Raw genomic sequence first — 13,589 nt, 5'->3', positions numbered from 1 at the left:
GAAGGTGAGAGAAGGATGGACAAAGAGAACATGAATCTCTTGAATACGCAGGATTTAGATGAAGCCAACATGCAGGAGGAAATCTGTAATCCGGATTTTGATTTGATGCGCGATTATGCCAATCAGCTTAACGGTGAGATGGACGTTGATACGAAAGACAATTGAAACCTAGCGGCATGGTGTTCGGCACTTTGTAAGAGAAGGCATTTCGCTATAAAGCGAAGTGCCTTTTTGCTACCGCCTATGTCACCCGACTTCTAACTAGCGGAACGACGACGATGCGTTATTTCTGGAAATCTCGTGTAAAATTGAATGAGAAGAACGTGAGGGCGCTATTTGATCAAAATGAAAGATCCGGAGCATAATCACCGAAATAACGGCTCACAGAATACGATTTACCTCCCTCTATGCACTTAACTTTTTACAACTTCAATTAAGGAGCGCATCTCCATCTCATGGCCCAATCTGGCAAGCAGCACCCATAGTTGTTCTTTCCGTTTCCAAATTCAACCCGCAGCTGGCATCACTAGACGTAGGAGCCTGTCGATGAAATCGATAGGCTCCTTTTCTATCATCAAAAATAAAGTACCTCTCTAAAGCCTCTAAAGTACATTCTTAGGACAGAAATAAGTGTTCCAAAGGGCAACGCTTGAGCTTGAGCTTGAGCGGTTAATAGGATTAAATCCATTGGATCAAATACAATGAAATTCAACATGCTACTCGTGAATGCATCATTCCATTGGACAATATGCAATGGTTTTCTCTCCGAAGTCTACTTTTGAGCCATTTTCGGAAAAAACATTGCATTTTATCCAATGGAATTGCTTATGAACACTTCCTATATGAGATTCCATTGGATATTGTGCAACAGAATCTATACGGACATCTATTCTTCTTATTCAAAACAACCTCACAAACCCAAAATAACCTCAATAACACCTCAATAACACCTAAATAAACACACAAACCTAATACAAACTTCTTCAGCAGCTGACGGAATTCCTGGCTCTGCCGTAGCACGACCTTAAACGGATTAATTAGCAGAACGCGTAACGGTCCAGCATCGGCATAATCACCGAAATAAAGGCTGTTCGTTCCCTATGATCCGCAGCTTAGCAGCTTATATGTCCGAAGTCACTCCTCAGAGTTGAATTCGACCAGCTGTTTATCAGTATTTTTGGGATTTTCTGCCCAAATAGAAGATAGACGTTCAATTAAATCCACTTTTTTGTTAAATATTCCCGATTCATAGCAATTGTTCAAAGCACGGCGCATGACAACTTCTAATATTTATTCTTTTGAAAACATAACGATGGACATGGCTCCTTTAAGAAATCGGTCTTATGATGAAGTTATGAACACAAAAACAACTTACGGGAGGTTTCATCATGAGTATCCGAATTCTGAATGAACAAGATTACTATCGCATCGTATATGGGGGATGGCTTGGGAAAAATATAGGGGGAACACTTGGTGCACCCGTAGAGGGCATTAAGGAACTATTGGAGTTGACCTTTTATCCGGAGCTGCCGGACGGTCCGCTCGAGAATGATGATCTGGACTTACAATTGGTGTGGCTGCATGCTTTGGAGCAATATGGTCCGGGATTGACTGCGCGAGAGCTTGGGCAGGAGTGGTTGGAGCATATCTTTTTCCCATTTGATGAGTATGGATACGCGCTGACGAATCTGAGAAGAGGTCTTCTTGCACCCGTTGCTGGATCATTCAACAATCCGTTCAAAGAGTGTATGGGTTCACCCATTCGTTCCGAAATCTGGGCCATGGTGACACCTGGTTCGCCTAGTACAGCGGCTCATTATGCTTATCAGGATGCCATTGTGGACCATGCCGGCGGAGAAGGGGTGTACGGAGAAATGTTTTTTGCCGCCCTCGAGAGCGCTATATTCTATGAGAAGGATCGGGATCGCTTGATTGAGATCGGCATGACCTATATACCTGAACATTGCCGCACCGCCAATGCATTGAAAGATCTGCTCCACTGGCATAAGGAAGGGAAAGATTGGCTCGAAGCGCGTTTGCTTATTCTTGAGCATCATGGCAACGATAACTTTACGGATGCCCCGCAAAATATTGCATTTACCATTCTTGGCTGGTTATATGGCGAGGATTTCGAGGATGCGATTTTGAAAGCGGTCAACTGCGGTTACGATACGGATTGTACAGCTGCTACTCTTGGCGCTATATTAGGCATGCTGCTCGGTCCAGAAGGTTTGCCGGATAAATGGGTAAAGCCTGTCGGTGATCGGGTTGTCGTTAGCCCGCCAATTAAAGGATTTCCCGCGCCAAAGGATTTGGATGAGTTAACCCGGCGTACCATTCGCATGGGCAAGCAAATTCTTGCAGCTTGGGATACGGACATTCTAGTGCATCCCGACCTTCCTACTTCATGGAACCAACCATTAGAAACGAACGAAACGGATGAGAAAATAAAGGAGCTTTGGTCAAGGAAGGTAACGGCTAATCACTACCTGCTGCCGCAAGGAATTCGTAACAGTCCGGATGCTGAGCTTGAGATCGATTTCGGTCAGGAAGGTCCAGCCATCGGAGTGAATCAGAAGAAAACGCTGCATATCACATTTACCAACCGTTCATTAACATCACTAGTAGGCAATATCGCGTTAGAACTGCCGAAGGACTGGGTGGGACAGATTGCACTTGAGGTAAACTTGCAACCTAATGAATCGATAGAATGGCATACGGAAATCACAGCTGGAGCGATTGCTAAATCAAACTATGAGCTTGCATTCGTCTGGACACGATTTCATGACCACTCCGTATGGGCTGCTCAAAAGGTTCCTTTTTCATTGGTAAACGCTTCTAAATGGATGATTTGGGGACCAAGCGGCAACGAGGGGAAAGAAGTGTTTTTCCCAGGCAATCGTTTGGTATGGGAGAAGGAACTCGGTAGTGAGGACGATGGCTTGTATCGCGCTCAAACGAAACTCTTCAACCCGATAGAGCGAAAGATTCGTCTTATTGCGGTCGCAAGAGGACCTATCGTATTGAAATTAAACGGTAAAATCGTCATTGAATGTAAAGAATCGTTGGAATTCATGCCAGCTTATCATCGGGCTCCGGAAGAACAAAGGATTGAAATAACACTAGCTGCAGGAAGCTATGAGATTGAAATAGAGGCAACAAGGAACGGATGCCCTCTAGAGGTTTATGTCTTACCGGTGGCACTTCTTAACACAACACTACCTGGTCCCCACTATTACTTTACTGATATTTTGTTTGGGTGACCTATGAGAATTGATGCGCATCAGCATTATTGGAAAACGGAACGCGGAGACTATGGCTGGCTGACCGCTGAGCAGGGTATTTTATTTGCGGACTATATGCCGGAGCAGCTGCAGGAATCGTTGGAACGCTATCACTTCGAACGTACGATTGTCGTGCAAGCCGCGCCGACGCTGGAGGAAACGCAATTCTTGCTATCTTTATATGATGAGTATGAATGTATAGCTGGAGTGGTCGGCTGGCTAGATCTGGATTCACCGCTATTTAGCCAGCAATATGCTAAGTTTCGAGGGGATAAAGGATTTGTTGGCTTTCGTCCGATGCTTCAGGATCTACCGAATGCATGGATTCTTCGACCACAAGTCATGCAAAATATGGAGCAGTTGGTCAAGGATGATTTTCCGCTTGATTTGCAGCTTAGACCACGGCATCATCCATATATATTGGAGGCGTTTCGAAGCTTTCCGACACTTCGGGCAGTGGTCGATCATGCGGCAAAGCCTTTTATCGCGGGACGCATCTTCGAACCTTGGAAAACAGAGATAGCTGAATTGGCTGCATTCCCTAATGTCATGTGCAAGCTGTCAGGACTAGTAACAGAAGCCGATCAGCAAGCTTGGAACTGGATGGATCTGGCTCCTTATGTGCATCATGTCATCGAAGTGTTTGGCACAGATCGGGTGATGTTTGGCAGCGATTGGCCTGTATGTTTAACTACTTGCAGCTATGATGAGGTTTATTTGGCTTTGCTGAACGCGCTTCCCTCCAACCTGTCTAGGGAGGATCATTCTGCTATCTTTGGAGGTAATGCAGCACGATTTTATCAATTATTGTAGGCTTACCTAAAAACATATAGGGGGTAGCTATAAGCGGCAGCCCTTTTGAATATCCATGGAAATGCTCCTTTCTGCCATTAGGCAGCAGGGGCTTTTCGCATCTGAGCTATAAGTTAAGATCGGTTTGAACAGATTGATTGGTGTTTGCAACAAACGCTTGTTGTTAAGATATTTATCTTGCGAATGAAAATAAACTATGATATATTTCATGTGTAACCGGTACCACATTGTGAAACGTATATATTGTTAAGGTTATTATTAATTTGCGGTATCGTTACCATAATATGAAGTTGGAAGTGAAACTAGGATGGCAACCATTCGTGATGTAGCCAAGTTAGCCGGAGTCTCTGTTGCCACTATTTCTCGGTACTTAAACAAAAGTGGATATGTCAACGCAGATACGGAACTAAATATAAAACATGCGATTGAAAAACTGAATTATTTACCGAGTGTGGTAGCAAGGGGACTTGCTGGAAAAAGCACAAAAACATTTGCGCTAATTTTACCAGACATTTCAAACCCCTTTTTTCCAGAGCTAGCCCGGGCGGTTGAAGATGTTGCTTCTACGTATGGATTTACCGTCATATTATGCAACTCTGATGGCCAAATTGGTAAAGAAAAAAATTATATTGATATATTAAAGAGCAAAAACATCGATGGCATTATTTTTGCATCCAATACATTGGGACAAGAAGATGTAGACAAATTGGCGTCCTTTAACATCCCGTTTGTTTGTTTAGACCGAGCGCCTACCGATAAATCCTGCAGCGTTGTTCGTTCGAACAATCGTGAGGGAGGCAGATTAGCAGTAAAACATCTTCTTGAGTCAGGAAGCAAGAAAATCGGGCATATTTATGGTCCTCAGGATCTGATCCCTGCCAAAGAGAGATTAATTGGATATGAGGAATCCGTAAGAGGTTTTGATTGGTTCAGCCCAAGCTTAATGGTTCAAGGGGATTTTGGGATTAGCGGTGGTATAAAAGCTACAGAGGAACTTATGCGGCGGCATCCTGATATTGATGCTATTTTTGCAGGAAATGATTTAATGGCTGTCGGAGCCTTGAAAGCGCTGCATAGAATGGGCATTCAAGTACCTGGACAAGTTGTAGTTTGTGGATTTGATGGAATAAATATGACGGAAATAACAGAACCTGAACTAACAACGATTGCGCAACCCATTTACGATATGGGTGCTTTAGTATCGAGGATTTTGATTAAGAAGATCGAAGGCACCATCGAAGCGGATCAAATTTATGAACTGGATGTCACGTTAATCCCAAGAGAATCTACGAAGAGGAGTGGGTAAATTGAAGGTACCACATATCGTTGTGATCGGAAGTTTAAACATGGATATCGTTATTGAAGCAGATAGACACCCACAACTGGGAGAAACGATTCTTGGATCTAACGCCCGGTTCATACCAGGTGGCAAAGGTGCAAATCAAGCGGTAGCGGCTGCAAGGCTCGGAGCCAAAACAACCATGATTGGAGCGGTCGGCACAGACAGTTTTGGTCAAGAGCTCCTGAAAGCATTAGATGATAATAAGATCAGTAGAAACTCGGTTAAACTCGTGGATGGCACTGCAACGGGGATAGCTTCCATCTTTATTTCAAATGGGGATAACAGCATCGTGGTTGTTCCAGGTGCTAATTATCAATTGCTGCCAGACGATATCGATAGATATGAGGCAATCATCCAAAATGCGGACATCCTTCTTCTTCAGCTGGAAATTCCTTTAGCTACGGTTATTCATGCTGCGAAGAAGGCAAAGTCATTCGGGAAGACTGTCGTTTTGAATCCGGCTCCCGCTCAGTTTTTGCCCGATGAGTTATTGAGGAATGTAGATTACATCACTCCCAACCGGTCAGAATTGAGTTTGCTTACTGGGATTCAGGCAGAGGGTGATGAATTGGAAACTGCGATGACAAGCATAATACAACGGGGAGCTAACAACGTTATCACGACGTTGGGTGCTGATGGATCCGCTTTTTTAGAAAAAGGGAAGCTGCAAAAAGTACCCGGTTATAAGGTTTCTGTTGTTGATACGACAGGTGCTGGAGATTCATTCAATGCCGGATTAGCTGTTTCGCTTGCCAAGCACAACAGCTTGGAACAATCTGTATCATTTGCAGCAAAGGTTTCCGCACTAGCTGTTACTAAGTTTGGTGCTCAAGCTGGAATGCCAAGCATAGAGGATGTGGAACTATTTGCGAAAAATTCCAAGGGAGAACCTACATGAAAAAGATTGGAATTTTAAATAGTGAAATTTCCAAGGTGATCAGTGAACTTGGGCATACCGACACGATTGTCATTTGTGATAGCGGGTTGCCTATTCCTGCTCACGTAAAGCGAATTGATCTGGCTTTGAAACAAGGTGTTCCTTCTTTTATGGATTGTTTGGAAACCGTACTTCTAGAAATGCAAGTTGAGCAGGCTTTCATTGCAAGTGAAATGGATCAGGTAACTCCAAAGCTAAAGAAGCAAATGGAAACTTCCTTAAACGGGGTAACTGTGCACGAGGTGAGTCATGAAGAACTGAAGACAATGACTCATCAGGCTAAGGCAATCATACGAACAGGTGAGTTTACTCCATATGCCAATGTCATTCTTCAGGCTGGAGTTATCTTCTGAAAGGAGGAATTGGAATGACGTCCAAATTGTTAGAAATGAAGGGAATCAGTAAAAGTTTCCCTGGAGTTAAGGTGCTAGAGCAGGTTGATTTTACCCTGCATCGCGGAGAAGTTCATGCGTTGATGGGGGAAAATGGGGCTGGTAAATCTACGCTAATGAAAATATTAGGTGGAATTTATACAAAGGATAGTGGGTCCATTACTGTTAATGGAAACGTTTACGATATTGCATCACCTTCCATGGCACAAAACTTAGGCATCGTTATTATTCATCAGGAGCTAAATATGGTTCCCCATTTAACGGTTATGGAAAATATTTTTCTTGGCCGAGAATTCACTTATGGGAAGTCGAAGCTAATTAGCTGGAGACGGATGAGACAAGAGTCTCATCGTTATTTATCGCAATTGGGTTTGAATATTGATCCGGGTACGTTAGTTAATGAGCTTTCTGTAGGTCAACAGCAAATGGTCGAAATTGCGAAAGCGTTATCTATGAAAGCAGAAATTCTTGTTTTGGATGAACCGACGGCGGCCCTCACGGACCGTGAAATTGAGGCATTGTTCCTGGTCATCGCTTCCCTTAAGGAAAAGGGTGTTGGCATGATTTATATTTCCCATCGGATGGAAGAAATTTTTAGGATTTGCGATCAAGTTACGGTGATGCGCGATGGACATTATATTGGAACCGAATACATTGCCAATACGACAATGGATCATCTCGTCAAAATGATGGTCGGCAGGGAAATTAAAGACCGTTTTCCTAAAGTGAAAGTCACCCTAGGTGAAGAAAAACTAACGGTCAATGGTTTGACTCAAAAAGGGAAGCTCCATGACATTTCGTTAACTGTAAGAGCTGGAGAGATCGTTGGCATCGCTGGACTTATGGGCGCTGGAAGAACAGAACTGGCGAAAGCATTGTTCGGAGTGACACCTATTGATCGTGGAACGATTTCTATTAACGGAAAACCAGTCTCCATTCATAAACCAATTGATGCCATTCACGCGGGTATTGGCTTAATCACGGAAGATCGGAAAGATGAGGGACTGCTCCTTCCCCTTTCGGTCAACGACAACCTAGCCCTTCCGAATTTAAAGATATTGTCATCATTTGGATTCATGAATCGTTCAAAGGAACGGGAACTATCGGATTCCATGATAAAAAAACTACTGATTAAAACACCAAACAGTGAGCAGAAGGTCGGCTCTCTAAGCGGAGGTAATCAGCAAAAAGTGGTCATCGGGAAATGGTTGGCCACGAACCCGCAAGTATTGATATTGGATGAACCTACACGCGGAGTTGATATCGGTGCGAAGAAAGAAATCTATGATCTAATGAATGAATTAGTTTCACAAGGTGTAGCCATTCTTATGATCTCTTCCGAGCTTCCGGAAGTTTTAGGAATGAGTGACCGTATACTCGTTATGCACGAGGGGAAAATAAGCGGTGAATTTACACAAGAAGATGCAAGTCAGGAAAAAATTATGTTAAGTGCAACAGGGGGAGGGAACCGACATGCAGGTTGACGGTAAAGCTTTAAGCAGACCCAAAATCGGTAAGATGCAGAGTTTGGGGTCTTTATTGGGATTGGTTCTAATTGTAGTCATTTTGTCGGTAGTGAACGGTGACTTTTTAACCGTTGGTAATATTTTTAACGTTCTTCGTCAAATTTCAATTAATGCTCTTATTGCCTTCGGTATGACATTCGTCATTCTGACTGGGGGAATCGACCTTTCTGTAGGATCCATACTGGCTTTATCAAGTGCTTTTACGGCTGGTTTAATGGCAAGCGGGATGAATACGTGGCTAGCTGTAGGAATCGGTTTAGTTGGCGGTTTGGTCATGGGGGCGATCAACGGTTTATTAATCACGAAAGGCAAGGTAGCTCCATTTATTGCGACACTGGCAACGATGACCGTATTCCGCGGACTTACCTTAGTTTATACACAGGGAAGGCCAATTACAGGCTTCAAAGAGGATTTCGCGTTGTTAGGGAAGGGGTATTTTCTGCAAATTCCAATGCCGATTATATGGATGGTTATTGCATTTGCAGTTTTATATATCATTTTAAAGCATACAACTTTTGGTCGACGTGTCTACGCACTCGGCAGCAACGAGGAGGCGACTTGGCTTTCAGGTATTAACACATCGAAAGTAAAAATCTTGGTTTACTCGATTAGCGGTTTATTTGCAGCAATTAGCGGTATCATTCTAACTTCCAGACTTAACTCCGCTCAGCCGACAGCTGGAGGAGCGTTTGAACTGGATGCGATTGCAGCCGTAGTTCTCGGTGGGACCAGTTTATCAGGGGGAAGAGGCTGGATTGTCGGTACATTAATCGGAGCCATGATCATTGGTGTATTGGACAACGGTCTTAACCTATTAAATGTTTCGTCTTTTTATCAGCAGGTGGTTAAAGGGGTAGTTATCTTAATTGCTGTATTGTTAGACCGATCGAAAGCTCGAAAATAAAACACATCAAAGGGGAGTTTACCATGAAAAAAATGAATCTCGTATTATCCGCCGTAGTAGCTGTGTTCCTGATACTCGCTGGTTGTTCGACTCAATCTAAGGTTGAGGGAGGAGCTACGACTGCACCATCAGCTACCGCGGATAGCAAAGCAGCTGCTGGCAAAATGACAATTGGGCTTTCCGTTTCCACTTTAAATAATCCATTCTTCGTCACCTTGAAAGACGGTGCGGATAAAGCGGCAAAAGAAGCTGGTGCTACTTTGGTCGTTGTAGATGCTCAAAACGATACAGCGAAACAAATTAGCGGTATTGAAGATTTAATTCAGAAAAAGGTAAGCGTAATTCTTATCAATCCGACAGATAGCGATGCTATTGTTACTGCAGTTCAATCTGCCAATAAAGCCAACATTCCTGTAATTACAGTTGACCGTGCAGCCAATGGAGGAACAGTCGTTACTCACATCGCTTCAGATAATGTAAAAGGCGGTAAAATGGCAGGCGACTTTATTTTGAAAACCCTTGGTGATAAAGGTAATCTTGTAGAACTTCAAGGGATCGCAGGAACTTCTGCAGCACGTGATCGCGGAAAAGGCTTCCATGATGCTGTTGACGGAAAAGCTGGCGTAAAAGTGATTGCTTCTCAACCTGCTGATTTCGACCGAGCAAAAGGGCTTTCCGTTATGGAAAATATTTTGCAAGGAAATAAAGATATTCAGGCGGTATTTGCTCATAATGATGAAATGGCATTAGGTGCCCTTCAAGCGATTCAATCCTCTGGTAAAAATATTGCTGTAGTTGGTTTCGATGCTACAGATGACGCGGTTAAAGCTGTAAATGACGGGAAACTTGCCGCAACAGTTGCTCAAAAACCGGCATCCATCGGAGACACGGCTGTAAAAACAGCGTTGAAAGTGCTTAAAGGGGAAAAAGTTGAAAAATTTATTCCTGTAGATTTGGAATTGATTACGAAAAAATAAGAATACGTATATGTTTATCATATTAGCAAAATGAGCGATGAACCCTTCCACTGAAGGAAATAAAGGTGGTGGGGTTCATCTTCTGTTTAAAAGGTGAATTCAACATTGGAGGTTGGCACTGTGAATCAACGATTTAAAATAATAAAACTAACTGTCGGTAAGAAGTTATATGCCGGCTTTATCGTAATTTTGTTATTGATGTGTATGCTTGGTTTGACAACAATGAATCAATTGAAATCTGTGAACGTTAAAACTAAAAACATTACTGCAGACCGGTTGCCTGGCATTGAATTGATTAATGAGATTAACTATTTAACGGAGCAAGTGCGTTCCCTGGAACTTCGAACTTTAATTGAACCCAATCAATCTTTAATTGGAGAACTTAACGCCCAAACGCAAATAGCCATGGAGAAGATCGAAAATGACTTTCAGACATATGCAAAGACGATTGCTACCGATGAAGAGCAAGTAAATTTCAATTCGTTAAAAGAAGAGTGGGACAAATATAAATCTTTACATAACCAATTTATTGAGTTATCTAAAAAAATTAATCTCATTTATAAGGGTTCAGGAGATAAAGGAGATCAGCTTTTACAATTCTTAAGGGATTCACAAAAAGTATTTGATAATATGCAAATCAATGTGAACTTTTTAGTTAAAATCAATCATGATGGTTCAATAAAGGCGGGAGAAGAGTCTCAACAAGTCTATCATTCAGGTATTATAACTTCTCTAGTTTTCATTATCATTTCGCTCATTATTTCCATGATTCTTGCCTATTTTATTACCCGAAATATTTCTAATCCAGTACGTTTGGTATCTCGTGTGCTAGAGCAAGTGGCATCAGGTGACCTTAGAATCAAAGCAATGAAAGTGAAAAACCGCGATGAAATTGGTAATTTGGTAAATTCACTAAATCAAATGATTGGAAATTTACAAAGTATTGTAATTAAGATTCAACAAGCTTCCATAACAGTAGCTTCTTCGTCAGAGGATTTGTCGGGGAGTTCGGAAGAAACATCCCTTTCTACGGAGCAGATTACAACAGCCATGCAAGAAGTGGCCGCAGGGGCGGAGAATCAAATGTTGGGATTCTCTGAAACAAGTAAGGCCATGGAAGAGATGTCAAAAGGCATTCAGAATATAGCTGAAGCTTCAAGCAATGCGTCAGATCTTGCAATTGAAACGACAAAAGGAGCTATTCAAGGTAATGAAATGATCCATTTAGCTATCCATCGGATGAATGCTGTAAACGATATTGTACAAAAGAGTGCTGCTGAACTTATACAATTAAATGATCGTTCTATAGAAATCGGCGGCATAGTAAATATGATTACCGAGATCGCATCTCAAACACATTTGCTTGCTTTGAATGCTTCGATAGAGGCAGCTCGTGCGGGGGAACTAGGGAGAGGCTTTTCAGTCGTTGCTGCAGAAGTTAAAAAGTTAGCAGAGGAGTCTGAACGGTCAGCTCAGCAAATTCAGGAATTAATTCGGAGTATTCAAACGGATACAAGTCGCGCAGTCTTGTCCATGAATGAAGGAGTAAGTGAAATTCATGACGGGATGAAATCTGTCAGCTTAGCGGGAGCCGCTTTTGAAGAAATCGTGGGTGCATCCGACAGCTTATCTATCCAGATTCAAGAGATTGCATCATCATCCGAACAAATGTCCGCGAGTAGTGAACAAGTGACTGCGTCCGTATTGGAAATGACTCATATCTCCAAAAAGTCTTATAGCCATACCCAAAATGTTGCAGAAACATCCATTGGACAATTAGCTTCTATGCAAGAAATCACAGCTTCTTCGAATTCCTTAACTGTAGTCGCACAAGAATTACAACAAGTAATTAGTATGTTCAAAATCGATAAAGAATAAAAGACTGTATTCAAATACGAGTTGAAGAGCAGGCCGCTCTCATTTTTAAAAATTTGTCCGAAATAATGCGCCGTTAAATGGAGTGGCCATTAATCACCCTTGGAACACTTTCTCAGTAAAGTAGTTTAAATGGAAGTGACTCGATTTCGTCATAAGATTTATATATAATGGCATAATAACGAAACGTGGCGGACTGGGCACACAGTCCGTTTTTTTCTTTTCGCAGGGAGGCATCATGAAATACATTTTATTTGTTTTAGCTGGGGCATGCAGCTTCGGTTTATTATCTACTTTTGTAAAGAAAGCTTATGAGTCTGGTTTCAATGTCGGCGATGTCGTCGGCAGCCAAAACCTACTCGGTGTGATTATGCTGTGGCTGTTGGTATTCGTGACTGCGAAATCGGCCAAGCAGTCTACAGCGTCGCATTCATTTAAAGTAACAAAGCGGCAAGCACTCTCGCTCATGGCTGTTGGAACGACGACAGGCTTAACGGGAATGCTATATTATGCGGCTCTGCAGTATATTTCGGCTTCGTTCGCGATTATCTTGTTGTTTCAATTTACGTGGATGGGCATCTTGCTGGAGGCAATCGTCGAACGCAAACGTCCTGGTAAAGATAAGATTTTATCGCTAGTCATCTTGTTTGTTGGGATAATTATGGCAAGCGGTTATTTGGGCGGAGACCAGGAAGCTGTTTCTTGGATAGGTGTTACCCTTGGCTTATTGGCTGCAGTAACTTATGCACTCTTCATCTGGTTTAGCGGAAAAACAGCCAAACAAGTCGCTCCGATCACACGAAGCGCGATTATGCTGACGGGTTCGTTTATTCTCGTCATGTTGGTGTTTCCACCGCATTTTCTTGTAAATGGCTCTTTGCATGAGGCGCTTTTGCCTTGGGCGCTGCTCCTAGCTCTCTTCGGTGTTGTCATTCCGCCGTTGTTCTACGCCATTGGCGTACCGCGTGTTGGCGGCGGGCTAGCTACAATCTTGAGTGCGGCTGAACTGCCAACGGCCGTCATTATGTCATACGTCGTGCTGAATGAGTCCGTCAACTGGCTGCAATGGCTTGGCGTGGGGATCACGATGTTCGGCATTGCCCTTCCTGAGCTTATGAAGCGCAAGAAGAGTCAAGCCGTTACTGTCGGCGCGAATGTAAGTGCGTGATCATGGGTCTTTTCTCAAAAGGTGGATGCGAAATCGTAAAGATTTCGTGTTCGCCTTTTTCAGTTGGTAAGGAAGTATAAGTTGAGTAGATGGGCTACAGTGGTTACCAATGTTGCATTTTTTGCAGCAATTTACACGCCCTAAGGCTATTTTGCAACTTGAAGTTGCAGTCTGTACAACATTTCGAGCCCATTTGTTGCGAAATCGCCTGTTTAGGACAAAATTGTTGTACGTTATACAACAACGAACGAATAGAGGATAGATTAAGGCAGGAATTCGGTCTAACCCCCTAATACTGGACACTAGTCGACTAAAGCAACAGATTACTTATTAAATTGCGAGTTTAAACGGCTTTACTTCATTTTTCTTTA

General features: G+C 42.7%; 11 protein-coding genes. All 11 read left to right on the top strand.

The genetic code is table 11. The features are described 5' to 3' along the window. Positions 1-15: 15 nt before the first annotated feature. The gene (locus tag ASG85_RS38040) at positions 16-165 is read left to right on the top strand and encodes a hypothetical protein (protein ID WP_156390158.1); all 150 of its coding nucleotides are present in this window, start codon (positions 16-18) and stop codon (positions 163-165) included. Positions 166-1,388: 1,223 nt separating this feature from the next. Next, entirely contained in the window at positions 1,389-3,263 is a 1,875-nt protein-coding gene (locus ASG85_RS21160; RefSeq protein WP_060647672.1) for an ADP-ribosylglycohydrolase family protein, read from the top strand. Positions 3,264-3,266: 3 nt separating this feature from the next. Then, positions 3,267-4,097, top strand: coding sequence for an amidohydrolase family protein (locus ASG85_RS21155; RefSeq protein WP_060647671.1), 831 nt, complete (start codon positions 3,267-3,269; stop codon positions 4,095-4,097). A gap of 307 nt (positions 4,098-4,404) precedes the next feature. Further along, positions 4,405-5,403 (top strand): LacI family DNA-binding transcriptional regulator, encoded by a 999-nt coding sequence (locus tag ASG85_RS21150; RefSeq protein WP_060647670.1) that lies wholly within the window; start codon positions 4,405-4,407, stop codon positions 5,401-5,403. Continuing rightward, on the top strand, positions 5,396-6,337 hold the full coding sequence (gene rbsK, locus ASG85_RS21145; RefSeq protein WP_414858768.1) for a ribokinase: 942 nt from the start codon (positions 5,396-5,398) through the stop codon (positions 6,335-6,337). Before ASG85_RS21150 ends, rbsK begins: the two co-directional genes overlap by 8 nt. Continuing rightward, complete coding sequence (gene rbsD, locus ASG85_RS21140) at positions 6,334-6,729, top strand: D-ribose pyranase (protein WP_056839153.1); 396 nt, start codon at positions 6,334-6,336, stop codon at positions 6,727-6,729. The genes rbsK and rbsD overlap by 4 nt, the downstream gene beginning before the upstream one ends. Before the next feature lie 14 nt (positions 6,730-6,743). Continuing rightward, positions 6,744-8,252 carry a sugar ABC transporter ATP-binding protein gene (locus ASG85_RS21135; RefSeq protein WP_060647669.1) on the top strand — a complete coding sequence of 503 codons (1,509 nt, stop codon included), beginning with the start codon at positions 6,744-6,746 and terminating at the stop codon, positions 8,250-8,252. A gap of 34 nt (positions 8,253-8,286) precedes the next feature. After that, positions 8,287-9,198, top strand: coding sequence for an ABC transporter permease subunit (locus ASG85_RS21130; RefSeq protein ID WP_321166602.1), 912 nt, complete (start codon positions 8,287-8,289; stop codon positions 9,196-9,198). A gap of 23 nt (positions 9,199-9,221) precedes the next feature. Continuing rightward, complete coding sequence (gene rbsB, locus ASG85_RS21125; RefSeq protein WP_057305451.1) at positions 9,222-10,175, top strand: ribose ABC transporter substrate-binding protein RbsB; 954 nt, start codon at positions 9,222-9,224, stop codon at positions 10,173-10,175. 120 nt (positions 10,176-10,295) lie between these two features. Further along, positions 10,296-12,053, top strand: a complete 1,758-nt coding sequence (locus tag ASG85_RS21120) for a methyl-accepting chemotaxis protein (protein WP_060647668.1) — start codon at positions 10,296-10,298, stop codon at positions 12,051-12,053. A 235-nt stretch (positions 12,054-12,288) separates the two neighbouring features. Further along, positions 12,289-13,218: an EamA family transporter gene (locus ASG85_RS21115; RefSeq protein ID WP_057305449.1), complete on the top strand. Its 930-nt coding sequence runs from the start codon at positions 12,289-12,291 to the stop codon at positions 13,216-13,218. Positions 13,219-13,589 lie beyond the last annotated feature (371 nt).

Source organism: Paenibacillus sp. Soil724D2, assembly GCF_001427935.1.
Lineage (GTDB): Bacteria > Bacillota > Bacilli > Paenibacillales > NBRC-103111 > Paenibacillus_E.
This window is presented reverse-complemented; position numbering and strand designations above follow the sequence as displayed.